Origin of the sequence: Paraburkholderia caffeinilytica (assembly GCF_003368325.1) — a bacterium.
GTDB classification, from domain to species: Bacteria; Pseudomonadota; Gammaproteobacteria; order Burkholderiales; family Burkholderiaceae; genus Paraburkholderia; species Paraburkholderia caffeinilytica.
Genome location: NZ_CP031466.1, coordinates 2,792,008 through 2,818,953, shown reverse-complemented (window position 1 = coordinate 2,818,953; position 26,946 = coordinate 2,792,008). Strand labels below are relative to the sequence as shown.

Here is a 26,946-nt window from a genome sequence, read left to right as displayed (position 1 = left end):
GCGCTTTTATCTGAATCGCTCCTGCTACCCGTTGCCATGACTGCCCGAGATATTTCCCCATTCCTGCGCCGCCTTAACGATCATTGTGCTCGCGCGCTGGCCGATGCGGCCGGCCTGTGTGAAACACGCGGCCATCGCAATATTGAAATCGAACATTGGTTGATCAAGCTGCTGGAGTTGGGCGAGGGCGACCTCGTGGCGATCATGCGCCACTACGAACTCGACGCGGAAGGCATCTGGAACGGCCTGCTCAGCGCGATCGACCGGCTTCCGCACGAGTCGCGCGGCAAACCGGGTCTGTCGCATCGGCTCGGACAATGGCTGGAAGCGGCGTGGATGTGCGCCTCGCTTGAAGCGGGCGTCACGTCGATCCGTTCGTCACATCTGCTGGCGGCGCTTGCTGATGCTCCGCATCTGTTGCGCGCGCCGGATGCATGGTCTCTGCTTTCGGTGTCGGCCGCGCAGATCGAACGCCTGATGCCTGTGCTCGACAAGATATCGGTAGAAGCGACAGGCGTATCCATACAGCCGAGTGGCGATGCCGATACCTCGCCTGATGGCGTGGGTAGAGCGCCTGACAATGCCACGGTCGGCTCGGTCATGAGCGAAACCGCGTCTCATGCCACCCTCGGCGATCCATTTGCATCGTGCGCAGCCAGGTCACATGAACGCTTACCCGGGCAACCGGGAACTGACGCGCTGCAGCGTTTCACCGTCGACATCACCAGGAAAGCGCGCGACGGCAAAATCGATCCGGTTTTCGGCCGGGATGTGGAAATCCGGCAGATGGTCGACATCCTCGCGCGCCGTCGTAAGAACAATCCTATCCTCGTCGGCGAGCCAGGGGTTGGCAAGACCGCGCTGGTCGAAGGACTCGCGCTGAAGATCGCCGAAGGCGACGTGCCGTCGGTGATCCGAGAGGTCAGCGTGCTAACGCTCGACCTCGGCTTGCTGCAGGCCGGTGCCGGCGTCAAAGGAGAATTCGAGCAGCGTCTGAAGAATGTGATCGAAGCGATACAACGGTCGCCAACGCCGATCCTGCTCTTCATCGACGAGGCGCATACGTTGATCGGCGCAGGCAACGCCGCAGGCGGCGCCGATGCGGCGAACCTGCTCAAGCCAGCGCTGGCGCGCGGCGAGTTGCGTACGATTGCCGCGACCACCTGGTCCGAGTACAAGCAGTACTTCGAACGCGATGCCGCGCTCGAACGGCGTTTCCAGATGATCAAGGTCGAGGAACCCGACGATGGCAACGCATGCCTGATGTTGCGCGGCCTGAAGGAACGCTATGCGAAGCACCACGGCGTGCATATTACCGACGCGGCGGTCTTGGCCGCGGTGCGTCTCTCGCGTCGCTACCTGAGCGGCCGCCAGTTGCCGGACAAGGCTGTCGACCTGCTCGATACTGCCGCGGCGCGCGTCCGCATGAGTTCGGAAGCCACTCCCGTCGCAATTTCCGCATGCCATGCTGAACAGGCTGCGCTGCAGGTCGAACGCGGGGCATTGGTCGATGATCATGCCGCCACATCTGTAGACGTCGGCGGGCGGCTGCTCGCGATCGACATCCGCCTAGCCAGTCTCAAGGTCGAACTCGATGCACTCGAATCGACGTTCGCCGAACAGAAAGATGCCGCCGCCAGGCTGCAAACACTGCGTGATCAGTGGCATGCCGCCGCGGACGAAAGCGTACGTCGCGACCTGCAACAATCGATCCGCGTGGTCCATGAAGGCCTGGCCAGACACGGCGTCGGCGCGCTGGTTCAAGCGGAAGTGGACGACGCAGTGGTTGCCCGCGTGATCGCGGATTGGACCGGCGTGCCGGTCGGCAGTTTGCTGGAGGACGAACTCGCGACGTTGCTCGAACTGGAGACGCGTCTCGGCCGCGTCGTGGTGGGTCAGGATGACGCCCTCGGCGCGCTCGGCAAGAGTCTGCGCACCGCCAAGACCGGCCTCAAGTCCGACGAAGCGCCGCTTGGCGTGTTCTTGCTGGTCGGTCCATCCGGGGTGGGCAAGACGGAAACGGCCCGCGCGTTGGCGGACCTGATGTTCGGCGGCGAGCGCGCGCTGATCACGATCAACCTGTCCGAGTACCGGGAAGCGCACACGGTCTCGCAGTTGAAGGGCTCGCCACCGGGTTATGTCGGATACGGAGTGGGGGGCGTGTTGACGGAAGCCGTGCGCCAACGCTCCTACAGCGTCGTTCTGCTCGATGAGGTCGAAAAGGCACACCGCGACGTGCTGAACCTGTTCTACCAGGTGTTCGATCGAGGCTTGATGCGCGACGGCGAAGGCCGCGTGATCGACTTCCGGAATACCGTGATCCTGATGACGTCGAACCTCGGCAGCGAACAGATCATGGCCGCGACGGAGACCGTCGAGGAAGCCGGCGGCGACATCACTACTACGATGCTGATGGAAACGATTCGGCCCTTGCTTGTCGAGCACTTCCAGCCGGCGCTGCTCGCGCGTTTCCAGACGGTCGTATACCGGCCGCTTGCAGCCGCGGCGCTGGCGTCGATTGTGCGGATGAAACTCGACAAGGTGGCACAGCGTATCGAGCGCCGGTTTGGCGTACCGCTCGTCTGCGATGACTCGTTAGTACGCGAACTTGTGCGCGCGTGCCAATTGCCCGACTCCGGCGCGCGCAATATCGACAGCCTGCTCGATCAGCAGATCCTGCCGGTGCTGTCGCGCGAATTGCTCGTGCGCGTTGCCGCGCAGCAAATGCTACGCGGAATCACGTTGTCGTTCGCTGAGGAAAGCGGCATTGCGGTGGAGTTTGACGGCGCGATCGAGGCAGAGGCATGACCCGCGGTGGGCCGGGTCTCTTCGAGGCGGTGACAGGGCATTTCGCAAACGGTGCGGCTGTCGATGACTTCGACGCCGCGACGCAGACTTTTCTGTCAGTGCAAGACAACATCCAGCGCATCTTGAATAGCCGTCGTTACGGGCTCGCGCACCTTCCCGATTACGGACTCGACGACCTGTCGGAAATCTATCGCCATCTGCCATCGTCCGCACACAAGCTCAGGGGCGCGATCGAGACGACGCTACTGAAGTACGAGCCGCGCCTGGCGTCGATCGAGATCGATATCGAAGATACCGAACCCGGCATGTTGCTGAGTTTCACGATGAATTGCTATCTGTGTCAGGCAGGCTTGGTCCGCTTCGGTACTCACTTCACGCTCGATGGGCAGACGCGACTCACGATGCTGAAGGCTGATCATGATCGCGACTAAAGGTGCGGCGCGGGCGAATCGTGTCGGCCGTCGGCGGCCTTCTACTCAAGCCCAAGCCCAAGCCGGAGCCGGAGCCGGAGCCGGAGCCGGAGCTTGGGATAATAATTTCCAATAAGAAACGAATGTGCAAACGGCACCGCGCCCCCGGGAGCCGGCCATCGCCGCCCACGCCGCTGCCCGAAGCCGCACCATCTCTGCGCCGCACCAAGCTCACAAGCCCATTCAGCCCGATCCGCCACCCAGCCCCGGGCAAATACCCTTGCCGCCGTAAAATACCGCGTGTATAGTTTCCGAACTTACTCTTGTTTCGCATCGGAAATTAAAGGGATTCTCATGAACGCTTCCACCATTCTCGCCGACCTCGGCATCGCGCACGCGGCGCAAGCCGGCGACATCGCGGTTCATTCGCCGATCACCGGCGAACTCATCGGCCGTGTGGCCAGCAACACGGTGGCGGAAGTCGACGCGGCGCTCGCCCATGCAAAAGAGGCGCACACGGCCTGGCGCAACGTCCCGGCGCCGCGCCGCGGCGAACTGGTGCGCCTGCTCGGCAATCGTCTGCGTGAAAAGAAGCAGGCGCTCGGCAGCATCATTACGCTCGAAACCGGCAAGATCCTGCAGGAAGGGTTGGGCGAAGTGCAGGAAATGATCGACATCTGCGACTTCGCGGTCGGTTTGTCGCGCCAGTTGTACGGTCTGACGATCGCGTCGGAGCGCCCGGGCCATCGTATGGCCGAAACATGGCATCCCATGGGGACCTGCGTCGTCATCTCGGCGTTTAACTTCCCGGCGGCGGTGTGGTCGTGGAACGCCGCGTTGGCGCTGGTGTGCGGCAACGCAGTGATCTGGAAACCGTCGGAAAAGACGCCGTTGACCGCGCTTGCCGTCAACCAGATTCTCAGCGAGGCACTGAAGGAATTCGGCGACGCGCCGGCCGGCCTGACCGCACTGATCAACGGTGGCCGCGATGTCGGCGCGAAGCTGGTGGCCGACCCGCGTGCGTCGATCGTCAGCGCGACGGGCAGCACGGAAATGGGCCGCACCGTCGGCGTCGAAGTGGCGAAGCGCTTCGGCCGCTCGCTGCTCGAGCTCGGCGGCAACAACGCGGGCATCGTCGCGCAAACGGCGGATCACGAGCTTGCGATGCGCGGCATCCTGTTCTCGGCCGTGGGAACGGCGGGGCAGCGTTGCACGTCGCTGCGGCGTCTGTTCGTGCACGAGAGCGTGTACGACAAGACCATCGAACGTCTGAAGCAGCTGTACAGCAAGGTGCCGATCGGCAATCCGCTCGAAAAAGGCACGCTGATGGGGCCGCTGATCGACAAACAATCGTACGCTCGCATGCAGGAAGCGCTGCAGCAGGCCACGGCCGAAGGCGGCAAGGTGTTCGGCGGCGAGCGCGTCGAGGTGAAGGGCCATGAAGGCGGTTACTACGTGCGCCCGGCCATCGTCGAAATGCCGTCGCAAACGGCGGTGGTGCTGAAGGAAACCTTCGCCCCGATTCTTTACGTGCTGCGCTACTCGGATTTCGCGGATGCGGTCGAGGCGAACAATGCGGCGGTGCATGGTCTGTCGTCGTGCGTGTTCACAACCGATCTGCGCGAAGCTGAACGCTTCCTGTCCGACTCGGGCAGCGACTGCGGAATCGCCAACGTGAACATCGGACCGAGCGGCGCGGAAATCGGCGGTGCGTTCGGTGGCGAGAAGGAAACGGGCGGCGGTCGCGAGTCGGGTTCGGATGCGTGGAAGGCCTACATGCGCCGCGCGACCAACACGGTCAACTATTCGTCGGCGTTGCCGCTCGCGCAGGGCATCGACTTCAATATCGGCTGATCCGGTCAGTCGTCATAGCGCGACATGGTCATAAAACAGTAGGGCAGTTAGCAGAAAACGGCGGCGCATTCACGCGCCGCCGTTCACTACTTCTTTCAGCAATCCATTTGCGCCGCCCGCTGTATCTGAGCGGCCACGCTACTCGTGGAGTAAGACGTGAGTTCCAAAGTCGTGATCGTCGGCGGTGGGGTGATCGGCAGCTCGATTGCGTATTTTCTACGGCTGACTGATCCGTCGGTCAGCGTCACGGTGATCGAACGCGATCCGACGTATGCGCGTTCGTCGTCGGCATTGTCGGCGGCATCCATTCGCCAGCAATTCTCTACGCCGCTTTCCATTCAGATGTCGCTATTCGGCATCGAGTTCCTGCGCTCGATCGGCGAGCGGCTCGAAGTCGACGGCGCGAAGCCGTCGATCGATCTGCACGAAGGCGGCTATCTGTTTCTCGCCACGCCCGCCGGCGAGACGACGCTGCGTGAGAATCACGCGCTGCAAAAGCAGCTCGGCGCCGACATCAGTTTGCTCGACAAAGGCGCGTTGCAAGCGCGCTTTCCCTGGCTCAACACGGAAGACCTGATTGCCGGCGCTTTTGGCGAAAGCGGTGAGGGCTGGTTTGACGGCTATGGCCTTGTGCAGGCGCTGCGCAAGAAAGCCCAGGCGCTCGGCGCGCGCTACGTTGCCGCCGACGTCACCGCGCTGCATCGCGACGGCAAGCACGTCACGCAAGTACAAACCGCGCATGGCGAGGTCTACGCCTGCGACGTGGTAGTCAACGCTGCGGGCGCCTGGTCGCGCAAAGTCGCGCAGATGGCCGGCATCGACCTCCCGGTATTCGCCCGGCGCCGAAGCATCTTCAATGTCACGTCGCCGGCACGGCTCGAACGGTGTCCTTTGCTGATTGATCCGACAGGCGTGTATTTCCGGCCCGAAGGCGCATCGTTTATCTGCGGCACGTCACCGTCGGCGGATAACGATCCCGACGATTTGCCGCTCGACGAAGTCGATCATGCGCTATTCGACGACGTGATCTGGCCGACGCTTGCGCATCGCGTGCCGCAATTCGAAGCGTTGCGTGTGCAGAACTGCTGGTCCGGCTACTACGAATACAACGTGCTCGATCAGAATGCGATCATCGGCTACCACCCGGATGTCGATAACTGCATTTTTGCCAACGGCTTTAGCGGGCACGGTTTGCAACAGGGTCCGGCAACCGGCCGCGGCATCAGCGAACTGATTCTGCATGGCCGTTATACGACGCTTGACCTCGGTTCGCTGAGCTTTACTCGCGTGCTCGAAAACCGGCCGATCGTGGAGAAGAACGTGGTGTAGCCCGCGCGTTCGAGGTGATGCGGAAAACGCAATACGTAGTGCGCAGATATCGTTTGCCGTCCACACGGACGATGGCCACAATCGACGCCGCCCCTCCATCGACAAGATAAACGGCCCGTCACCATGTTCACGTTCAATCCCGCATTCGAAGCGCCGACCGGTTCGCCGATCCGCGAGCTGTTCAAGTATCTGGCGCAGCCCGGCATGATTTCGTTTGCCGGCGGCTATCCGGCCAGCGATCTGTTCGACCGCGAGGGCCTGGATGCGGCCGCGGCGCGTGCGTCGCAGCAGCCTGCACTCTGTCTGCAATATGGCCCGACGGACGGCCTTGTCGTCCTCAAGGCGCAACTCGCCCACTTGATGACGCGTCGCGGTACGCCTTGCACGCCGCAGGAGTTGCTCGTCACGACCGGTTCGCAGCAAGGTTTCGATCTGCTGCTGCGCGTGTTGGTCGCGCCGGGCGACGTGGTGCTGGTGGAACAGCCCGCCTATCCGGCGACCTTGCAGGCATTGAAGCTGCAGGAGGCCGACGTGGTGACCGTGCCGGTCGACCAGGACGGGCTCGATGTCGCCGCGCTCGCCGCGTTGCTCGAGGCAGGCACCGAAGCGGGCGCCTTGGCGCGGCCGCCGAAGCTGCTTTACACCGTCCCAACTTTTGCCAATCCGACTGGCGCGACCTTGTCGCTCGAGCGTCGCGTGGCGTTGTTGAAACTGGCGGCGCGTTATCATTTTCTGATCGTCGAAGACGATCCCTATGGCGATCTGCGTTTCGAGGGCGCGGCGTTGCCATCGCTGCTCGCGTTAAGCGATCAGGTGCCCGGTTCGCGCGACTGGGTCGTGCATTTTTCGAGTCTGTCGAAAATTGTTGCACCGGGTTTGCGGGTCGGCTGGATGGTTGCGCATGCGGAAATTTTGCGCCGTTGCGTGGTCGCGAAACAAACCGTCGATCTGTGCAGCTCGCCGTGGACTCAGGCGATCGCCGCCGAATACCTCGCGAGCGGCGGGCTGGAACGTCATCTGCCGCGGATCGTCGACGCCTACGCCGCGAAGTGCCGCTCGCTATGCGATGCGCTCGATGAGCATTTGGGCGACGCCGTCGCGTTTCATCGCCCGGCCGGCGGCATGTTTGTCTGGGCGCAATTGAAGGGCGGGCAAAATGCGTCCGACACGCTGCGCGCCTGTATCGAGCGCAACGTCATGTTCGTACCGGGCGTCGCATTCTATAAAGATAATATCGATCTGTCGGCACTGCGTCTGTCATTTGCGGCGCCAGGCGTAGCCGAAATCGAAACCGGTGTCCAGAGAATGAAGCAGGCGCTCGCACTCGTTTGATGACGGCTAACACGGCTAACGTGGTATTGATGGAAAAGCAGTAAGCGCAATACCTGAAATAACCCGGCGAGCACGCAGTGCGTAGCCGGGTTTTTTTATGCGGGCGCTAAATCGCGGAGGATTGGCATAACCATCCCAATCCAGTAAAGCGGTGTAAGCCCACGTCCGGCCGGACCTTGCTCACAGGCCTCCTGTGCACCGCTCAGGGCGGCAGCGGGGGCAAGCGTCTCCTTCTTTGCATGCCGCCGGCTTCACCTGCCGGTTAACTCGAGCCGCCGCTTCGAATGGACGTGTTTTCAAATTATTTAATTCCGTTCGTTCAGTAGTTGCGTCAAACTCCTGAAACATGGCTGAATGTTAAATGGGGAGTGCCGCCGGTTTGGGGCTAAAAATATCGGTTATCATCGCTGCCTTCGGCGAATGATTTCGATGAGTTAATTCATCGGCCATCCACGTTAATACCGTCGCATCGAACCAGAAAAAATCAGATGAAGATGTCGCGAAAAAAGATTGCAATCCTGGTAGTCGGTCTTCTGGTCGTGGCCGGCATCGTCATTCAGGCGGTGTGGCGTCCATTCGCACACCGCAAAGCCGCCGGCACCAGCGAAATCGTGCTCGATATTCATCACCCGGATGCGGTGATCGACAGCGAAGCGCTCTCGCGTTTGCCGCGCGACATCTTGCGCGTGCCCTTGTTGCACGACGTGCTGACTCAGGACTTTGTCGACTATTACGAATCGAACGATACGCGGCTGTCCACGGAAGGCGCGCTGCGTCGTCTCGCTTTCGAACATCAACTCGACTGGCGCGATGAACTGATCCGCCGCGTATTCGACGAACCCGCGCATGTGCTGCTGTGGCGCTCGCCGGATGGCCGCCTCGGCTACTGGGTGATGTCGATGCGCCGTAACGGTCTGGCGAAGCTGCTGCAAGGCTTCGGCAACGTCGCCGCGAGCGACTCGCAGTTGAGCCAGGTCGCCAGACTCTCCGGCGACGTGCCGGTTTACGCGTTGAAGCTGGCGGTTGGCCGCACGATTCTGTTCGCCACGAAAGACGACCGCCTTGTCGTGATGTCCGCTCCCGGCGTGCTGCTCGACGCGAAAGGCAGCGTGCTGGGCGAACGGGCCGAGGCCGTGTCGGAGATGCTTTCTTCCGGCCGCGACGACGCGGCGCGCGCCTATCAGCTGGACGCGCCGGGCGACGCGCCGAAGGGACACCGGCTGGCGGTGTCGGCCAATTATTTGTCGTTTGGCTATCAGGCGTTTTTCTCCGGTATCGACGCACTGCGATTCGATTTTTCACCGAACGGCAACTCGGCGGCGAACTGGCAGACCTCCGCTCTGATCGAGCCGGGCAAGTTGCCGCAGGCGTGGAATAGCGCCGACTTGTGGCATGCCTTGCCGGCCAATCCGGCAGCGTGCGCGAGCCTGCCGGCGGATTGGAAAGAAGCGTCGGGCTTGTTGGGCAAGGTGGCCGATGTAGGCGCGGACGGCGCCGCTGCGATCGGCGATCAGCTCGCCGGCCCCGCGGCCGTCTGCTGGTATGCGAAGTCCACGCTGGTCGCGCCGGTATTCGTCGCTCGCGTGAAGACGCAGGACGGGGCGAGCATCGCTGCGTTGAAGACCGCGCTCGACAAGACCTTTGGCGAGGTGATCGGCGCGTACGAGGCGAAGGCCGTCAAATCCGGCGACGCCGATTCGGGCTATCGTCGCTTGCCGGTCACGAAGCACGATCAGGGCGGGGGCGTTACCGTGTGGCAACGGCCGGTCAGTGCGCTCTCAGGTACTGCGTTGTCCAGCAAGGCGTCGTTCGCATCGCAACTGTCGGCGGAACGCTATTTCCCCGTGACGCTCGCACTGGCGCACGGCTACCTGATTTTCTCTCCCGATACACGTCTGGTCGACGACACGCTCGCCGTCCTCGACAAACGCTATCCGGCGCTCGCCGATACGCTCGCGCCGCAGCGTCTGCCGCGCACGATTTTCACGCTGACGCCTTCGTCCGCGGCTGCGTTGATCGAACGCGAAGCGGGCGCGGCCTTGCCGGCCGACCAGGAGGCGGTATTCCGCAATGCGTCGCGTACCCATCTCGTGCCGAAGCTGCATGCGCTCGCACACTACCCGCCGGTTTCGTTGACGCTGCCGCAGAACTTGCCGGGTTCGACGGGTTGGGTGCCGGTGGAGTGGTGGTTCGATCACGCGAAGGCGGGTGCGGATTCCGCTGCCACGGCGGGAGTAGCCGATTCGCCTGCAGATCAGCCCGGCACCGAGGGCGACTAGGTGCGCCGCCTTCACGTCCCCGGCGCGGCATTCGCGACGAATGCGTGCACGTCACGCCGCGTCTGGCTCGGGCGCGCTGCGTCAGCGCTCGTCATGGCCGGCCTCGCGCCGTACACGAACGCGCTCACCAGCACAACCGCATCGCCCGACCCCGACGCGCTCTCACCGCAGCAGTCCGCCGCATTTCGCGCGTGGTTCGTGCGCATCGTCGACCAGCAAATGCGCCGCGGCCCGACGCCGCGCTGGACCCAGCGCGACTGCGCGGGCCTCGTGCGCTTCGCCGTCGGCGAGACGCTCAGGCCGCACGACAGCAAATGGCTGCGCGCGAACGGCATGACCAGTCTCGCGGACACCAGCAGCATGCCACCCGAACTGCAACTGTCCGCATCGCAACGCGGAATCGCGAATCGCTGGACCCGGCTCGACGGCTCCACGGGCGCGTATGCGTCGGCGATCGCACTGATTCAACGCAACAGCCGTTTTGTTTCGAAGGACGTGAACCAGGCATTGCCTGGCGATCTGCTGTTCTTCGACCAGGGCGACGACCAGCATCTGATGATCTGGCTGGATCGCTACATCGCTTATCACACAGGCACCGTTACGCCGACCGATACCGGTCTGCGCGCCGTGGCCGTCTCCGACCTGATGCAATGGAAAGATTCCCGCTGGCAGCCGCTCGACGGCAATCCAAATTTCGTTGGCGTGTTTCGTTTGGACTTTCTGACACCATGACCCGAATGAATTCCGTCACCGAGTCGCGCGCCTGGCTTGGCAACCTGAAACGTCGCGCGGGCTTTGCCGTGGTCGCGCTCTTCGCGGCCATGACGCTCGTCACCGCATCGACGGCCCGTGCCGACGACGCCGCCTCGAGCAGCGCCGCCGATACCAACATCGCCGCGAACCCGACACTGCAAACCGCGCCATCGAGCAACTTCGCGTCGCAGAAGGTCGACGGTCAGCCGTTCTTTCTGCTCTCGGATGCGAGCTTCGGCAGCGATCAGCTGGCGCAGGTGCGTCTCGAAGCGCCCGGCCGCGAGTTCAAGGATGCGCTGCAAGCCTATGGCGGTGCGGACATCGTCGTGTATCGCGTGCCGAAGCCGCTGGACTTTTTGAAGGCGCAGAAGAACCTGCATCGCCTGAATGTCGCGCCGAATTATCAGGGCGAAGGGCTGGCGAATACGCTGGCTTATCTGTGGGACCGCTGGTTCACCGAAGCACGCCGCGCCTGGCAGCGTGTGCTGTCGTTCGCGACGCGCAGTAAGGCGACCGAAGCCGCGCCGCAATTCAAGCTCGGCGAGCAGACCGGCAAACAGACGCAATTCCAGCAGAACTCGCTGTTCGCGCCGCTGAAGGGCTATGACATGGTTGCGCGCTTTCGCTATCCGATCTGGGATGCGAAAGTGATCGAGCCGCCGAAGGGCGTGAATCTCGAAGGCAGCAGCAGTAACTTCATCGAGGCGAGTTCGGGCAACGTGATGATTCCGGTGGGCAAGCTGCCGCCGGGGCTGTATATCGTCGAGGCGGTAATCGGCAACTATCGCGCGCATACCTTGCTGTTCGTATCGGACACGGTCGCGATTGTGAAGGCGGCATCGAGCGGCATGCTGGTGTGGACTGCCCGGCGCGATAACGGCAAGCCGGTGCCGAGTACCGACGTGAACTGGACCGACGGTGTCGGCGTACTGCAAAGCGGCACGACCGGCGGCGACGGCGCGCTGCTGCTGCAACACGTGAGCCCAGAGCGCAGCTACGTGCTCGGCACCGATCCGCAAGGCGGCGTGTTCGTCTCGGAGAATTTCTATTACGACAGCGAGATCTACAACACCAAGATCTACGCAGTGACCGACCGTCCGATGTACCGGCCGGGCGACGCGGTGCATGTGAAATTCATCGGCCGTACGTTCCAGAACGCGACGCAATCGACCGCGCCGGCAGAAGCCGATATCAAGCTCGACGTGCTCGATCCGAACGGCTCGCCGGTGGCGACCAGCAAGGTGCATTTTGCTTCCGATACGGGCGCGGATACGTCCTTTACGCTGCCCGCCGATGCCACCGCCGGCGGCTATACGCTGCGCTTCGATTACAACGGCGATGTATACGGCAGCGCATTTCGCGTCGCCGAATATGTGAAGCCGCATTTCGACGTCAACCTGTCGATGGATAAAGCGGACTACGCGACGGGCGAGCAACTGAAGGGCAAGATCCAGTTGCGCTATCCGGATGGCAAGCCGGTGCGCGACAGCAAGGTGTCGGTCACGCTGCGCGCGCAGAAAGTGACGATCGTCGACGGTGAACTGCGCTATGCCGGGCTGTTTCCAGTCAAGCTGGAACAGCAGGAACTCACCACCGATAGCGACGGCAACGCGAGCCTCACGCTGCCCGCCGCCAAGGAACCGAGCCGCTATGCGCTGACGCTGTTCGCGCAGGACGGCGCGGCCTACAAGGTGCGTGTGACGCGCGAGGTGCTGATTGCGCGCGGCGCGACGCCTTATCGATTGTCGGCAGCCAAGTCGTTTTCGCAACCGAAGGAAACGGTCAACTTCGATCTGCAAGCGCTCGGTACGATCGATCCATCGTCACGCGCGCCGGCCAAGTGGGAATGGACGCGCCTCGAATCGCAGACTCATGGCGAAGGCGCGCTCAAGGGTGCGACGGCGGGCGGCAAGCTGTCGTTTCCGGTGCAATTCGTCGAGCCGGGTTCGTACATGCTGTCGGTCAAGGACGACACGGGCAATCTGCTCGCCGCCGCGAGTCATTGGGTGGCGGGCGATGGCCTGAAGGCGATTCCCGGCAGCGTCGAGATCGTGTTCGATCGCGATAAGTACAGGATCGGCGATACCGCCGAGGCGCTGATCACCTTCCCGATACCGGTCGACGATGCCCTGCTGACGCTGGAGCGCGACAACGTCGAACATCGCGCGTTGCTGACTGCGGGCGGCGACTGGCTGCAACTGCAACGCGTGGCGCCCTCGCAATGGAAGGCACGTATCAAGGTGGGCGAAGCATTCGCACCGAACATGACGTTCTCGGTGCTGTACGTGCATGCCGGCGAATACGTGTTCCAGAACGCGGGTATCGTGGTCGCGCAGCCGCAGATCGAACTGAATGTGAAGAGCGACAAGCCGGTGTACGGTCCGGGCGATACGGTCACGCTGAACTTCGACAGCACACTGAACGGCAAGCCGGAAGCGGCGAACCTGACGGTGAGCGTGGTCGACGAAATGGTCTACGTGTTGCAGCCGGAAATTGCGCCGAACATCGTCGACTTTTTCTATCACCCGCGCCGTAACAATGTGCGGACGTCGTCGAGCCTGTCGTTCATTACCTATGACCTTGCGCGCTCGCCGTTGAAGGGCGCGCCGGGTGGCCCGCAACGCGCGAACTATAACGAGCGCGGTGTGAAGGTGCTCGAACGGCCGCGCCGTGACGATCAGGACACGGCCGCGTGGGACGGCACGCTGAAGACCGACGCGAACGGTCACGCCACCATGACGTTCAAGATGCCGGACTCGCTGGCCCGCTGGCGCGTCACCGTGCGCGCGGCTGCACCGGACGGCATGGTCGGTCAACGCACCGCCTATGTGCGTTCGGACAAGGCGCTGTATCTCAAGTGGAGCGGGCCTTCGCATTTCCGCACCAACGATCAGCCGGCCATCGACATGATCGCCTTCAATCAGACCGACGCGGATATGGACGCCGAGTGGGCGGTCGACGGCGGCGGTCTCTCGTTGAACCAGAAGGTCACGCTCAAGCGCGGCGCGAACTACCTGCGGCTGCCGACCGGCGCGTTGAAGGCGGGGGTGATCAACGCAAGCTTGCGGCGGGCGGGGAAGGATGTGGATCGCTTGCAGACCACGATCCAACTCGATGCGAGCGGCTGGCTCGATCTGCATCAGAACACGGTGGCGCTCGACGGCTCGAACAAGCCGCTCAATCTGCCGCAAGATGCGCAGGACGTCAGCGTACGGTTCATCGGCAATGCCGCGAGCCAATTCGCGCGTGTCGCCGACGATCTGATCAACTATCCGTACGGTTGCGCCGAGCAGACGTCGAGCCGCCTGATTCCTTTGGCGCTCGCTCACGATGCGATCGGCCGCGGCCTCAGTGGTGACGGCGGCGCGAGTTCGACGCAGGGGCTCGAAGCGCTGTTGCGCAATCAGCGGCAACGTCTGGCGATGCTGGCCGGTGTCGGCGGCACGTTCGGCTGGTGGGGCGACACGACCGGCGGCAGTTCGCTGATCACCGCCTACGCGTATTACGCGGACTGGCTCGCGAGCCGCAGTCTCGGCATCACGCTGCCGGCCGACAACTGGCAGCATGCGATGGACGTCTATCGCGACGCCGGCGCGAAAGAACCGCTGTTGCATCGGGCGCTGGCGCTATGGTTCATGCAGCAGATGGGCCTGCCGGTCGCAACGCCGGTGTCGGGTGTTGCGGCGGATTTGACGAGCGATGCGGCGGCTGCGGGCAAAGCGTCGCCGGGTAACTTCACGTATGGCGCATCGGACAGCATCGTGTTCGCGCAAGCCGATTCGCCGCGTGGCAAGCAGATGGCGACGCTGCTGATCGCCAACCTGGCGCGCAGCGCGAGTGCTCAATTGCCGGATGGCTTCGAAGCGGCGGCGAGCGCGGCGCGTACGGCTCTGGCCAACGATCCCGCCCCGCTCGTGCAGAGCCTGCTTTACATGACCGGCGGCGACGGCGCCGCACCGACCGACGCATCGGCCTTGCTCGCGAAGAGCAGCGCCGACTATCCGACGCTCGATCGTGCACTCACGTTGCTGTGGCTGCGCAAAGCGCTCGGCGGCGACACGGCGCCGGCTTCGCTGCCGTCGCTGCAAGGCGCGGGCTGGACGCGCGCCGCGACGCCGACCGGCACGCCGCTCTGGAAGTGGACCGGAGCCGCCTTGCCGGCCACGCTCGAGGCAGGCGGCGCGCGCACCGATATGAACGCACTCGTCTCGTTCCGCAGTCATACGAGCGAAGGCAGCCGTTTGAATATCACGGTCGAACGCCGTTTCTACAAGCTGGAACCGCTCGAAGTGAAGGCCGATCCGAAGAAGGCGGGTGGCGCGGAGAGTCAACTGGGTCGCTCGGCATTTACCGCGCGCCTCGTTAAGCCGGGCGATGCGATCGACAGCAATGCGCTGTACGTCGACGAAGTCACGCTTACGCCGCGCTCCGGCAACGCGTACCACTACGGTCTGCTCGATGTGCCGCTGCCGCCGGGCGGCGATGTCGAGGCGACCAGCTGGGGCGTGTCGATCGACGGATTGCCGGGCGCAAAGGAAGGGACAAGCGGTCCGCAGCCGTTCGCGCGTGTCGCTTCGTATGAGATGGGTGAGCTGGCCTATCACCAGCCGGTGCCTTTGCTGGATCGTCCGGTGACGTTGCGGCAACTGGTGCGCTTTGCCCTGCCCGGCACGTTCGTGTTGCCGCCCGCGCGCTACTTCCGCATGTATCAGCCGGACGCCAAGGCGTTCGAAGGCGGCAAGAGCGATCGTGTGACGACCCTGCGCATCCAGTAAGCGAGACCGCCATGTTCTCCGTTCCTCGGCATTCGCGCGATCGTCTGGCAGCTACGCTGCGGATCGCGCTCGCCGTGGGGGCGGGGTGTGTTTTTAGCGGCGCGGGCGTGGCTGCGGCGATGGCATCGTCGACTGCGTCATTCGCTGTGGGGGCAAGGTCGACGTCAACCACATCGCCAATCTCGTCATCCGCTGCGTCCTCGGCGCTGCACTTTGCCTGGTTGCGCGATGGTCAAGCGCAGCTTTGGCAGTTCAACGCTGGCGGCACCTCGGATGGCGTCACTCAGCAGTCCGCACAGCCCTTGCAGGCGACGCTGGAGACGCCGCTCGGCAGCGTGTGGAAACTGTTTGTCTACGGCTATCTGGTCGATCGCAATATCGCCACGCCGGATTACACCTGCAGCGGCGGCGATCCGGAAGAAGTGTATTGCTGCATGACGGGCGGTCACATCGACCGCGAACATGCGCTGGTGCAATCATGCGGACGCTTTTTCGAACCCGCGCGCCTGCAACTCGATCCCGCCGACTGGCGCAGGTATTGGACCGCCGCGCATGCACCCGCATGGCTGCGCGACCTTCACGCGATGACGCCGACGCGCCGCGTGCCGGTAATCGACGTGTTGGCGGCCTTGCAGACGATGCCGGCGAAGCCGCGCGAAGCGGCGGCGAGCACGCTGGTGTCGGTGCTGACGAGCGGGCGCGGCGAAGGCACTGTGTCGCTATACGGTAGTCTGCTGCGCGCCAAAACCTGGACCATGCCGGATCCCGCTCGGCCTGGCGCGTCGATCGGTGGCGCGGCAGGCTGGCTCGCCGACGGCACGCCGGTGTGGCTCGGCGGCCCCGGCGGCAGCGCGCGCGTGCTGGCGGTCGCCGCGCCGCGCATCGCGCCGTTGCTCACGCAGGTCGCCGTGCCGGACGACAACGCGTGCGTATTGGTCGACTTTTTCAGCCGCTATCCGATTCGCCAGGTGCTCGGCGACAAAAGTCCGGCAGCGGTGCCGGATGGTCCGCTGCGTGGGGCGTTCCGCATCGGCTTCGTCAACGGCAACTGGGCGCGTGTGGAAAGCCGCGGCGAACTGCGGCTCGATCGCGACGCTGCGGGTGCGCCGCAAGTGGTCGGCCGCTTCGGCATGAACGACTACGTTGCGCGGGTGGTCGAGCGGGAAGGCGACACGAGCCAGCCGGAAGCGGCCAAGGTGTTGGCGGTGGCGGCGCGGTCCTACGTCGTGCAGCACGGCAATCGCGATCACGGCTGCTTCCGTATCGACGACAGCAGCAGCACGCAGCGCGTCCTGCCGCGGCCGCCGACCGCCGCCGCGCGCCGTGCGGCCGATCTGACGGACGCGCTGGTGCTCACGGGCGTCCCGGTTCAGTATCACCACGACAAGGCCGCGCCCGGTCAGATGAGCTGGCTCGCCGCGAAGGCGGCTGCGCAAACCGGCCTTACTTTCGACTCCATTCTCTCGCGCACCTGGCCGCAAGCGACCTTGACGTCGTTCGAGAGCCCGTTGTCCGGCGATTGCCTCCAGGTGGCCGGCGCCCAGCAATGGCTGCAGCGCAACGCGCCGTTGTGGGCGCGGCGCATGGATGGCGCGGCGGGCTACGAGACGCCCGATCTGCCGGCCGTGTGCGCGGTGCGCGAAGGGCGTCCGTATGCCGATGCGCAGCGCAATCGCGTGTACGTGTATCGCCTGCAAACCGAAGAGGACCGTATCGCGCTGGCGCATGAATATATTCACCTCGCGTTTCAGCATCATCCGCGTGGCCTCGATGAAGAATTCGTCGAGCGCACCGCGCGCACGCTGATCCGCACCGACAATCCGATCCAATGAACACCGTCTCGCGCTCGCTTTCCGCCGTGTTCCGCGCGCATCCCGTGATGCGCCGCGTTCGAATGCGCGTGGCCTCGGTTGTGCTGGCGGCGGGTATGACGACGAACGTGCAAGCCGCCGGCGCGGAGGGCGGTAGCGGCGCGCTCGCCGATCTCACCGGCGCGTTCGGCGGCTGGCGCCACAGCGGGCTGACGAACGAAGGCGAGCACTTCGTCGCGGCGTATCCGCGCCCGCCGGTCGACCGTGGCGCGCAACGCTATCGCACGCTGATCGAAGGGCGCCTGAAGCACCTCGACAAACACGCGCGCAAGCCGCCCACGCTGGTCGTCAACGGCAACCCGACGCCGCTCTATACCGACGACGAAGGCGCATTCGCGCGGCCGTGGGCATTCGGTTCGGGCTCGAACAGCATCGAGCTGATTTCCGCCGATGGCAAGCAGCACCAGCGCATGCAGTTCTACGAAGCCGACCGCAGCAAGCCGCAGGCGAAGCTGCGTGCGATCGTCACGTGGGACGACCCGAAAGCACAGGTGGACCTGCACGTGATCACGCCAGGCGGTCTGCACGCGTTCTTCGCCAATCCGACGCTCGAAGACGGCAGCGGCTTCGACGTCGATTCGGTGGACGGCGCGGGTCCGGGGATATTTTCGTCGGCGGCGCCCGAGCACGGTACGTGGCTGTTCTTTCTGAACTACTGGGGCAACTTCGATTCGACCGGCTACAACTTCGACGCCGCCGCGCACGAGCGCGACGTGATTACCGCGACGTTGACGCTGGTCTTCAATGAAAATACGCCGAATGAGCGGCGTGAAACGATGGTCGTGCCGCTGCGCAAGATCGGCGACCTGCAGCTCGTGAAAAGCGAGCGACTCTGATAGCGGGATGGGAGCAGTGACAATGAAGGTCAAGACGACGGGGTGGGTGAAGGCCGGCTGGATGATGCTCGTCGTCGCCTGTTTGCAGGCTGCGGCCGTGGCGCACGCGAGCGATATCGAGTTCGGCGCGCCGTTGAACGGCTGGCGCAACACCAGCGGCGACAGCGAGCGCTATACGCAGGACGTGCACTACCCCGCGGTGTCGGTGTCGACGCCGGAAGGGCAGTCGAAGTTCGCGCTGATCGAAGGACAGATCCGCAACACGCCGAAGAAGAAGGGCACCACGGTGGGCACGCTGGTGGTCGACGGCACGCCGTTGCCGCAGCGGGTGGAGGAAGACGGCACGTTTTCGCGGCCTTACGCGTTTCCGTCCGGCAGCAACAGCGTGGAATTGCGGGCGCCGGATGGCTCGCGCAAGCGTGTGCAGTTTTACGACGCGTACAGTGGCAAGACCCAGCCCAAGTTGCGCGTGGTGCTCGCGTGGGATACCGACGGCACCGATCTGGACTTGCACGTGGTGTCGCCGGACGGCGTGCACACCTGGTATGGCGACCGCGTTGCGCCGAACGGCGGCGCGCTCGACGTGGATGTGACGACCGGCTACGGGCCGGAGATTTACTCGTCGGCGGCGCCCTTGAAGGGCACGTATCTGGTCTACGTGAATTACTACGGCAACGGAAACAGCGGCAGCGATATGACCGTTGCGCAGGTGACGATCATCACGAACGAGAACACGCCGAACGAGAAAAGCGAAACCATTCGTGTGCCGATGCGTAAGCCGGGCGAGCTGACGCTCGTCAAAACATTTGTGATGCCATAAAACCAGCCAGGGGAAGCAAAATGAACTCACTCGATCAGAAGCAGCCGCTGTTGAGCTACGACGGTAAGGTTGGAGAGCTGTACGGGATATTCATCAAGAATCTGTTGCTGCAGATCATCACGCTTGGCATTTATCGTTTCTGGGCCACCACCAATAACCGCCGGTATATCTGGTCGCGCATGCGCTTTCAAGGTGAGCGTTTTGAGTACACCGGAACCGGCGGCGAATTGTTCAAAGGCTTTCTGCTGGCGATTGCGATCATGTTTGGAGCGATTGTCGGCACAGTCGTTCTCAGCGCGATTTTGCGCGCAATCACAGGGAGCGCGGCACTGGCTGTCCTGCCGATCATTGCCCTCTACATCTTGATCGCGGTGGTTGCAGCAGGAGCGTATTTCAGCGCGCAGCGTTATCGCCTGAGCCGCACACAGTGGTGTGGGATTCGCGGCGGCATGACCGGTTCGGCGTGGGTCTACGGCGCGTTTGTCCTGCTATATGGCCTGCTGTGCATCGTTACACTTGGACAGATGGTGCCGTGGATGTCGATGCGCCTTGCGGAGCGCCGCATCAACGCGAGCAGTTTCGGCAGCCTGCCGTTTCATTTTGAAGGCCGTGCACGCGCGCTGTATGGCGCGTTCGTCGGCACGTTCCTGGGCGTCGTCGCGCTGTTCGTCGCGCTTGGGGCAGTTTTCCTCAAGAGCATCGTGGCACTGCTGCCTATCGGGCATGCGCCGCTGAAGGCCCATGATCCTGCTGCGTTCGCCGCATTCGGCTCGGTGTTCCTGTTTTACGTGCTGTTCATCGTCGGCGCGTTGCTGATCCAGTGCTTCTATCTGGCGCTGGTGACGCGTCATGTCATGGGCAATACGACGCTAGGCACACAACTGCGCTTCGGCAGCAGCATCACCGCCGGGCGGTTGCTCGGCATGGTGCTGGGCAATCTGGCGATCATCGTCTTCACGCTGGGTCTGGGTTTTCCGATCGTGGTGCATCGCGTGATGCGCTTCGCAGCCGATACGCTGCAGGTGACCGGTCAACTCGATCCGCAGACGCTCGGTCAGAGCGATCAGCAGCCGCCGCGCACGGGCGAAGGCATGCTGAACCTGCTCGATCATGGCGGCGCGTTCTGACGCGGTTGTGGAGCCTTCTGTTCCGACCGGCGCACGCTATTACGACGGCCATACTGCCGCGCCTCACGTGGTGACGCTGCGCTGGAGCGAGGCGTTTCTGTCGATTGAGGGTGACACGGGTGAACTGGCGGTTTGGCCGCGTGCGCGGTTGATCGTCGGCGAGCCCGATCCGGAAGGCAAAGTCGCTTTGTCGTGCAAAGGCGAGCCGGGCCGCGTGCTGACCGATGCCTTCGCACTCCCTGCGCAGATGACGGCGCCACGCATGCGGCGTTGGCATTATCTGGGCTGGATCGCGATCGGCGTGGCGGCGTTGGCGCTTGCGTTCGTACTCGTCGTGAGGCTGCCTGCGGCTGGCGCCGCGCTTGTGCCGCGCAGCGCGGAAAACCGGCTTGGCGAGGTGGTGGAGTCGGTCGTGGTCGGCAAACATCGGGTGTGCCGCGGCGACGACGGACAACGCGCGCTCGAGCAACTCGAAGCGCGTCTCGCCCATGCGGCGGGAATTGCGCAACCGGTACGTCTAGTGGTCGTCGACAGCAAGCAGGTCAATGCACTGACGCTGCCTGGGGCACGCATGATCATCATGCGGGGCCTTTTCGAGCAGATCGGCAATCCCGATCAACTGGCCGGCGTGATGGCGCACGAGACAGGCCATATCGCGCGGCGCGATCCGCTGACTGCGTTGTTTCGCGGCGCCGGTATCAGCCTGATCAGCACGACCCTGGGCATTCACCTCGGTTTCGCCGACGTGTCCTCGTTGGCGGGACGATTGGTCGGCTTGTCGTATAGCCGTGACATGGAACGTCTCGCCGACGCGAACGGCGTTGCCTATCTGCAAGCGAGCGGATTGCGCAGTGATGGGCTCGCGGCATTTTTCGCCTTGACCGAAAAGCGTAGCGGCAGCGCCAGCGGTGCGACTGAATTTCTGTCGGATCATCCGCGGACGATCGATCGGGAAGTGCGGAGTCAGGGATCGCCAGTCGGCGAAAGTGCGTTGACGACGCAGCAATGGGCGGCGGTTCGGGCAATGTGCGGGAAGCCGTGAGTCGTGCGACCTGTCGGAAGCGCGGATGTGAAAGCCAATGCGCTCAACGACTTGGGTGACTCTTGCGCAGGATATCCACAGCCTTGCGAACAGTTTCTGTGGACAAATCGAACCACGGAATCCGTTCTATGGAAGACGCGCGTATTGCGCAGCTTTGTACGTTTCAGGCAGGCTTTTCGAGTGGCCGGCGTGTGGTTGCCGCGCAAATTCCCCGGCTGATGCTTACCGTTTCTTTCGGGCCCTCAAGTTTTCGCGCGTCACAGTCGATAGGTCTCGTAAGCGGTCGTACATCGAACCACTGTATGTGAGCGCGATATGGCTGTTTGCATTGCCCTGGTGAACCGGGCGCGGCGCATGCCTTGAGCGAAATGAATGGAGGTTGCCATGCAAATCGACAGTGCGCTGTCGTCGACACTGCCGGGTCCGGATCGGGCGACAACGAAAAGCCGGTCCGTAGTGGACGACACGGCCACGCAGACCGTGGCGTCGGAGCCGCAGGAGCAGGACGACGCCGTCCATATTTCCGCCGAAGGCGCAGCGACGGCGGCGCAAGAGGGCAATACGGTTCAGGACGGTACGGTAAGCGACTCAGCGGGAGAGGACGCATCGGCAACCGACGTCTCGGCGGCCAAGTCGTTTGCGTATGGCACGCTGGGTCTCGAACGTCCGGATGAGCCTCATGAAGCGCACAATGCGTTCTACACGGCTGGGCGTTGGCTGGCAGCGGGAATCACCATTGGCGGGATCATCTCGTTGCTTGTTTGAGGCAGGGGGAGGGGGACGCGCTTGCCGTGCATGACGCACGACAAGCGCAACGACCGGCTTGGCTTAGCGGTCGAGGAACGACTTCAGACGGTCTGCGCGGCTCGGATGCATCAGCTTGCGCATGGCCTTGCTCTCGATCTGACGAATCCGCTCGCGCGTGACGTCGAACTGCTTGCCGACTTCTTCGAGCGTGTGGTCCGACTTCGTGTTGATGCCGTAGCGCATACGCAGCACCTTCGCTTCGCGCGGCGACAGTGAGTCGAGCGCGTCGTCGATGGCGGCGCGCAAGTCGGCCTGCATCGCTGCGTCGGCCGGCGAGGAAGCGGCCGAATCTTCGATCATGTCGCCGAGCGTGGCGTCACCGTCGTCACCGACCGGCGTTTCCATCGACACCGGCTGCTTGGCGATCTTCAGAATGCCGCGCACCTTCTCTTCCGACAGTTCCATGCGTTCCGCCAGCACCGATGGATGGGCTTCCTGGCCGGTCTGCTGCAGGATTTCGCGCGAAATGCGGTTGAGCTTGTTGATCGTTTCGATCATGTGTACCGGCACGCGAATCGTGCGCGCCTGATCGGCGAGCGAGCGTGTGACAGCCTGGCGAACCCACCACGTTGCATACGTCGAAAACTTCCAGCCGCGGCGGTATTCGAACTTGTCCACCGCCTTCATCAAACCGATATTGCCTTCCTGGATCAAGTCGAGGAACAGCATGCCGCGGTTGACGTACTTCTTCGCGATCGAGATCACGAGACGCAGATTCGCCTCGATCATCTCGCTCTTGGCCTTGCGCATCTTCGACTCGGCCGCGACCATCTGACGATTGATCTCTTTCAGATGCTTGAGCGGCAGCGAAACGGTTGCTTCGATGTCGATCAGCTTTTGCTGCTCCGATTGGATTGCCGGCAGATGGCGCTCCAGCGCCGCGCCGAACGTCGACGCACCGCGCGCGGCACGTTCGGTCCAACCCAGGTCGGCTTCATGACCCTTGAAAGACTCGATGAACTGCTCGCGTGGCATGCCGCTCTTCGTCACGGCGATTTGCAGAATGTTGCGCTCGATCGCGCGAACCTGCGCGACCTGGTGTTGCACGTCGCCGCACAGGCGGTCGATGGTGCGTGCCGTGAAGCGGATCTTCGCGAGGTGTTGCTGGATTTCTTCGCGCGCGCGCAAGTAAGCCTTGGAGCTGACGTCGCCGCGCGTGTGCGAGGCGTTCTGCTGGTCGGACAGAATGCCGACTTGCGCGAAGATTTCCAGGCAATCGCTGGTGAGTTGCTTCAGGCGTGCTTCGTCCGCTGCCGAGGAGTCGGCCGGACCGGCATCGTCGTCGTCTTCGCTATCGCTGTCGTCATCGTCGGTCGCGTCGGCGTCGACGTCCGCTGTGGCGTCCGCGCTCGCGCTGGCGTCTTCCGCTGCGACCGTATCTTCATTCAGGCCGTCGACCAGCTCGTCGATCCGCAGTTCACCGTCCGCCACCTGTTGGGCGCTCGCCAGAATGGCGGAGATCGCGAGCGGGCAAGCGGCAATCGCCTGCACCATTTCGTGAAGGCCGTCTTCGATGCGCTTCGCAATCGCAATTTCGCCGGCGCGGGTCAGCAGCTCGGTTGCGCCCATCTCGCGCATGTACATGCGCACGGGGTCGGTCGTACGGCCGAACTCGGAATCGACGGTCGACAACGCGACTTCGGTTTCCTCGTCTGCCTGATCGTCCGACACCACAGCAGGGGTGTTCGAGTTGAGCAGCAGGGTTTCCGCATCCGGAGCCTGCTCGTAGACCTGCACGCCCATGTCGTTGAAGGCGCTGACGATGCTGTCGATCGCCGCCGTCTGCGCGAAGTTGTCGGGCAGGTGGTCGTTGATCTGCGCGTGGGTCAGGTAGCCTTGCTCCTTGCCCAGCTGGATCAGCGCGCGCATCTGGCGCTGACGCTCTTCGGCCTGTTGCGGCGGCAGTTCAGCCGCTACGGGGATCGCTTTGCCTGCGCCTTTGCCCTTGGCTGTACGGCCAGCGGGCGCTTTGGCGGTGTATCCGGCAGTTTCGTGTTGCGAATCTTCGCGATCAAAAGGGTTCACGTATTCTCCTCTAGAGGCTTCGCTATGAGACGCAAGACGCTACCGTCAGGCGTTTCGAGCATGGCTCAACATCACCTGAGTGACTCAACGCGGTTGTTTGGCTGTGCTCTGGGGAGCAAAAAAGATGAGCCCGCGCGAAGCGGGCCGATAGAAATGTGCGAAATTCGCGCGGCTCGCATTATATACGAGCTTGCGCCTTCGCGCGCATTATGAGCACACCAATTTGTCATGCGCTCTTGTTGCAGATTCCTTCATCGCCTGTCACCCGTAGGTTCAGGTGGGGGCAGAAGGCAGTACTTCAACTGCTCGTCTTGCGCGCAGGCAGGCTCTTCACTATAGGCGAAGTGGGTGACTCTCGCACGACCGGGTGACTTCCGTCGATCTTGCTACATATAGTGGGGCGCATGTTTCGGCGTCAAATCGCACTTGGTCAAAAGAAAATTCACAAAAGGGGGTTGACGACCTGCCGGTCGTTCTCCATAATCTCGTTTCTCTGCTGCTGATGCAGCGACGCAGAACGAAGCGGTGCCGGGAGGTGAAGGATGCGACCCGGTGCGGTTTTGGTGGTGGATGCGTAATTGATCTTTAAAAACTAACAGCCGATAAGTGTGGGCGCTTGATGCGCGACGCGAGCCGGGCCCTTCGGGGTCTGGCGCAAAGCGAAAGTATCAAGTCTCACACAGTAATGAAAGGAAGGTTTTTCTGTCGAGAGACAGATTAATCATTCGTCAGTACGTTGAGTGAGCGACCGGTCTCGGAAGAGACCGAAAAACAGTAACAGGTTTGAACTGAAGAGTTTGATCCTGGCTCAGATTGAACGCTGGCGGCATGCCTTACACATGCAAGTCGAACGGCAGCACGGACTTCGGTCTGGTGGCGAGTGGCGAACGGGTGAGTAATACATCGGAACGTGTCCTGTAGTGGGGGATAGCCCGGCGAAAGCCGGATTAATACCGCATACGCTCTACGGAGGAAAGGGGGGGATCTTAGGACCTCCCGCTACAGGGGCGGCCGATGGCAGATTAGCTAGTTGGTGGGGTAAAGGCCTACCAAGGCGACGATCTGTAGCTGGTCTGAGAGGACGACCAGCCACACTGGGACTGAGACACGGCCCAGACTCCTACGGGAGGCAGCAGTGGGGAATTTTGGACAATGGGGGCAACCCTGATCCAGCAATGCCGCGTGTGTGAAGAAGGCCTTCGGGTTGTAAAGCACTTTTGTCCGGAAAGAAAACCTCCGCCCTAATATGGTGGGGGGATGACGGTACCGGAAGAATAAGCACCGGCTAACTACGTGCCAGCAGCCGCGGTAATACGTAGGGTGCAAGCGTTAATCGGAATTACTGGGCGTAAAGCGTGCGCAGGCGGTCCGCTAAGACAGATGTGAAATCCCCGGGCTTAACCTGGGAACTGCATTTGTGACTGGCGGGCTAGAGTATGGCAGAGGGGGGTAGAATTCCACGTGTAGCAGTGAAATGCGTAGAGATGTGGAGGAATACCGATGGCGAAGGCAGCCCCCTGGGCCAATACTGACGCTCATGCACGAAAGCGTGGGGAGCAAACAGGATTAGATACCCTGGTAGTCCACGCCCTAAACGATGTCAACTAGTTGTCGGGCCTTCATTGGCTTGGTAACGTAGCTAACGCGTGAAGTTGACCGCCTGGGGAGTACGGTCGCAAGATTAAAACTCAAAGGAATTGACGGGGACCCGCACAAGCGGTGGATGATGTGGATTAATTCGATGCAACGCGAAAAACCTTACCTACCCTTGACATGTATGGAATCCTGCTGAGAGGTGGGAGTGCCCGAAAGGGAGCCATAACACAGGTGCTGCATGGCTGTCGTCAGCTCGTGTCGTGAGATGTTGGGTTAAGTCCCGCAACGAGCGCAACCCTTGTCCCTAGTTGCTACGCAAGAGCACTCTAGGGAGACTGCCGGTGACAAACCGGAGGAAGGTGGGGATGACGTCAAGTCCTCATGGCCCTTATGGGTAGGGCTTCACACGTCATACAATGGTCGGAACAGAGGGTCGCCAAGCCGCGAGGTGGAGCCAATCCCAGAAAACCGATCGTAGTCCGGATCGCACTCTGCAACTCGGGTGCGTGAAGCTGGAATCGCTAGTAATCGCGGATCAGCATGCCGCGGTGAATACGTTCCCGGGTCTTGTACACACCGCCCGTCACACCATGGGAGTGGGTTTTACCAGAAGTGGCTAGTCTAACCGCAAGGAGGACGGTCACCACGGTAGGATTCATGACTGGGGTGAAGTCGTAACAAGGTAGCCGTATCGGAAGGTGCGGCTGGATCACCTCCTTTCTCGAGCTAACGTGTCAATGCGTTGAGCGCTCACGCTTATCGGCTGTGAAATCAGACAGTAAGTCAGACAGACTGAGGGGTCTGTAGCTCAGTCGGTTAGAGCACCGTCTTGATAAGGCGGGGGTCGATGGTTCGAATCCATCCAGACCCACCATTGTCTTGTCTGCGATGGCTGCGCTGGTCGATGAACCCCGAAGTGTGATGATGGTCTGTGCATGACTGGGGGATTAGCTCAGCTGGGAGAGCACCTGCTTTGCAAGCAGGGGGTCGTCGGTTCGATCCCGTCATCCTCCACCAATCTTCAATGCGCAGCGTTCTGCTGAAGTAAAAAAGCAGAGGGTTTTGCATTGGCGATTGAGCCAGTCAGAGTGATACGCGGTTATAGCAACTGCGATATCGGCTGTCGTTCTTTAACAATCAGGAAGAAGTAGTAAAGAGATTCACGAAAGGATACTTAGAGATGGGTATTCGAGTAGGTGAATCAGGGTTGTGATTGTATCAATGTATGAAAAGGTGATCGAAAGATTGCTTTGGAATACGGCGCAACACGAATACTCAACCT

The 26,946-nt window shown here is 62.4% G+C and carries 15 protein-coding genes, 2 tRNA genes and 1 rRNA gene; 17 read left to right on the top strand and 1 reads right to left on the bottom strand.

Annotated elements, in window-relative coordinates:
* The first annotated feature begins 36 nt into the window (after window positions 1-36).
* The 14 genes from tssH (at window position 37) to DSC91_RS12420 (ending at window position 22,001) form a co-directional block, all read left to right on the top strand.
* Window positions 37-2,808: a type VI secretion system ATPase TssH gene (gene tssH, locus DSC91_RS12485; protein WP_115778557.1), complete on the top strand. Its 2,772-nt coding sequence runs from the start codon at window positions 37-39 to the stop codon at window positions 2,806-2,808.
* Complete coding sequence (gene tssE / locus DSC91_RS12480; protein WP_115778555.1) at window positions 2,805-3,239, top strand: type VI secretion system baseplate subunit TssE; 435 nt, start codon at window positions 2,805-2,807, stop codon at window positions 3,237-3,239. Before tssH ends, tssE begins: the two co-directional genes overlap by 4 nt.
* A 333-nt stretch (window positions 3,240-3,572) precedes the next feature.
* The gene (gene amaB / locus DSC91_RS12475; RefSeq protein WP_115778553.1) at window positions 3,573-5,072 is read left to right on the top strand and encodes an L-piperidine-6-carboxylate dehydrogenase; all 1,500 of its coding nucleotides are present in this window, start codon (window positions 3,573-3,575) and stop codon (window positions 5,070-5,072) included.
* 156 nt (window positions 5,073-5,228) lie between these two features.
* Window positions 5,229-6,401, top strand: coding sequence for an NAD(P)/FAD-dependent oxidoreductase (locus DSC91_RS12470; RefSeq protein ID WP_115778551.1), 1,173 nt, complete (start codon window positions 5,229-5,231; stop codon window positions 6,399-6,401).
* A gap of 123 nt (window positions 6,402-6,524) precedes the next feature.
* Window positions 6,525-7,733 carry an aminotransferase-like domain-containing protein gene (locus DSC91_RS12465; protein WP_115778549.1) on the top strand — a complete coding sequence of 403 codons (1,209 nt, stop codon included), beginning with the start codon at window positions 6,525-6,527 and terminating at the stop codon, window positions 7,731-7,733.
* Between the two features lie 488 nt (window positions 7,734-8,221).
* On the top strand, window positions 8,222-10,012 hold the full coding sequence (locus DSC91_RS12460) for a DUF2138 domain-containing protein (protein ID WP_115778547.1): 1,791 nt from the start codon (window positions 8,222-8,224) through the stop codon (window positions 10,010-10,012).
* A complete protein-coding gene (locus tag DSC91_RS12455) occupies window positions 10,013-10,744 on the top strand; it encodes a DUF1175 domain-containing protein (RefSeq protein ID WP_115778545.1) in 732 nt (243 codons plus the stop codon). It abuts the gene before it with no gap.
* Window positions 10,741-15,540: an alpha-2-macroglobulin family protein gene (locus DSC91_RS12450; RefSeq protein WP_115778543.1), complete on the top strand. Its 4,800-nt coding sequence runs from the start codon at window positions 10,741-10,743 to the stop codon at window positions 15,538-15,540. The genes DSC91_RS12455 and DSC91_RS12450 overlap by 4 nt, the downstream gene beginning before the upstream one ends.
* Before the next feature lie 11 nt (window positions 15,541-15,551).
* A complete protein-coding gene (locus DSC91_RS12445; protein WP_115778541.1) occupies window positions 15,552-17,372 on the top strand; it encodes a DUF2300 domain-containing protein in 1,821 nt (606 codons plus the stop codon).
* 95 nt (window positions 17,373-17,467) lie between these two features.
* Window positions 17,468-18,247 carry a YfaP family protein gene (locus DSC91_RS12440; RefSeq protein ID WP_229758216.1) on the top strand — a complete coding sequence of 260 codons (780 nt, stop codon included), beginning with the start codon at window positions 17,468-17,470 and terminating at the stop codon, window positions 18,245-18,247.
* Between the two features lie 22 nt (window positions 18,248-18,269).
* Window positions 18,270-19,067 (top strand): YfaP family protein, encoded by a 798-nt coding sequence (locus tag DSC91_RS12435; protein ID WP_115778540.1) that lies wholly within the window; start codon window positions 18,270-18,272, stop codon window positions 19,065-19,067.
* Window positions 19,068-19,087: 20 nt separating this feature from the next.
* Window positions 19,088-20,194, top strand: a complete 1,107-nt coding sequence (locus tag DSC91_RS12430; protein WP_115778538.1) for a YjgN family protein — start codon at window positions 19,088-19,090, stop codon at window positions 20,192-20,194.
* Window positions 20,178-21,236 carry a M48 family metallopeptidase gene (locus tag DSC91_RS12425; protein WP_115778522.1) on the top strand — a complete coding sequence of 353 codons (1,059 nt, stop codon included), beginning with the start codon at window positions 20,178-20,180 and terminating at the stop codon, window positions 21,234-21,236. Before DSC91_RS12430 ends, DSC91_RS12425 begins: the two co-directional genes overlap by 17 nt.
* Before the next feature lie 384 nt (window positions 21,237-21,620).
* On the top strand, window positions 21,621-22,001 hold the full coding sequence (locus DSC91_RS12420; protein ID WP_115778520.1) for a hypothetical protein: 381 nt from the start codon (window positions 21,621-21,623) through the stop codon (window positions 21,999-22,001).
* 63 nt (window positions 22,002-22,064) lie between these two features.
* Here the strand turns inward: DSC91_RS12420 and rpoD are convergent, their stop codons facing one another.
* Window positions 22,065-24,068 carry an RNA polymerase sigma factor RpoD gene (rpoD, locus tag DSC91_RS12415; protein ID WP_115778518.1) on the bottom strand — a complete coding sequence of 668 codons (2,004 nt, stop codon included), beginning with the start codon at window positions 24,066-24,068 and terminating at the stop codon, window positions 22,065-22,067.
* A gap of 785 nt (window positions 24,069-24,853) precedes the next feature.
* Here rpoD and DSC91_RS12410 point away from each other — a divergent pair.
* The 3 genes from DSC91_RS12410 to DSC91_RS12400 all read left to right on the top strand — a co-directional run bounded on the left by DSC91_RS12410 (window position 24,854) and on the right by DSC91_RS12400 (window position 26,681).
* Window positions 24,854-26,384 (top strand): 16S ribosomal RNA (locus DSC91_RS12410).
* A 77-nt stretch (window positions 26,385-26,461) separates the two neighbouring features.
* A tRNA-Ile gene (locus tag DSC91_RS12405) sits at window positions 26,462-26,538 on the top strand.
* A gap of 67 nt (window positions 26,539-26,605) precedes the next feature.
* A tRNA-Ala gene (locus DSC91_RS12400) sits at window positions 26,606-26,681 on the top strand.
* The last annotated feature ends 265 nt before the right edge of the window (window positions 26,682-26,946 follow it).

Excerpts from the sequence above, each read along its gene's own strand:
- DSC91_RS12435 (WP_115778540.1), top strand. The coding sequence starts at position 18,270 with ATGAAGGTCAAGACGACGGGGTGGGTGAAGGCCGGCTGGATGATGCTC.
- amaB (WP_115778553.1), top strand. The coding sequence starts at position 3,573 with ATGAACGCTTCCACCATTCTCGCCGACCTCGGCATCGCGCACGCGGCG.
- DSC91_RS12460 (WP_115778547.1), top strand. The coding sequence starts at position 8,222 with ATGAAGATGTCGCGAAAAAAGATTGCAATCCTGGTAGTCGGTCTTCTG.
- tssE (WP_115778555.1), top strand. The coding sequence starts at position 2,805 with ATGACCCGCGGTGGGCCGGGTCTCTTCGAGGCGGTGACAGGGCATTTC.
- DSC91_RS12430 (WP_115778538.1), top strand. The coding sequence starts at position 19,088 with ATGAACTCACTCGATCAGAAGCAGCCGCTGTTGAGCTACGACGGTAAG.
- tssH (WP_115778557.1), top strand. The coding sequence starts at position 37 with ATGACTGCCCGAGATATTTCCCCATTCCTGCGCCGCCTTAACGATCAT.
- DSC91_RS12420 (WP_115778520.1), top strand. The coding sequence starts at position 21,621 with ATGCAAATCGACAGTGCGCTGTCGTCGACACTGCCGGGTCCGGATCGG.
- DSC91_RS12425 (WP_115778522.1), top strand. The coding sequence starts at position 20,178 with ATGGCGGCGCGTTCTGACGCGGTTGTGGAGCCTTCTGTTCCGACCGGC.
- DSC91_RS12440 (WP_229758216.1), top strand. The coding sequence starts at position 17,468 with ATGACGACGAACGTGCAAGCCGCCGGCGCGGAGGGCGGTAGCGGCGCG.
- DSC91_RS12445 (WP_115778541.1), top strand. The coding sequence starts at position 15,552 with ATGTTCTCCGTTCCTCGGCATTCGCGCGATCGTCTGGCAGCTACGCTG.
- DSC91_RS12450 (WP_115778543.1), top strand. The coding sequence starts at position 10,741 with ATGACCCGAATGAATTCCGTCACCGAGTCGCGCGCCTGGCTTGGCAAC.
- DSC91_RS12465 (WP_115778549.1), top strand. The coding sequence starts at position 6,525 with ATGTTCACGTTCAATCCCGCATTCGAAGCGCCGACCGGTTCGCCGATC.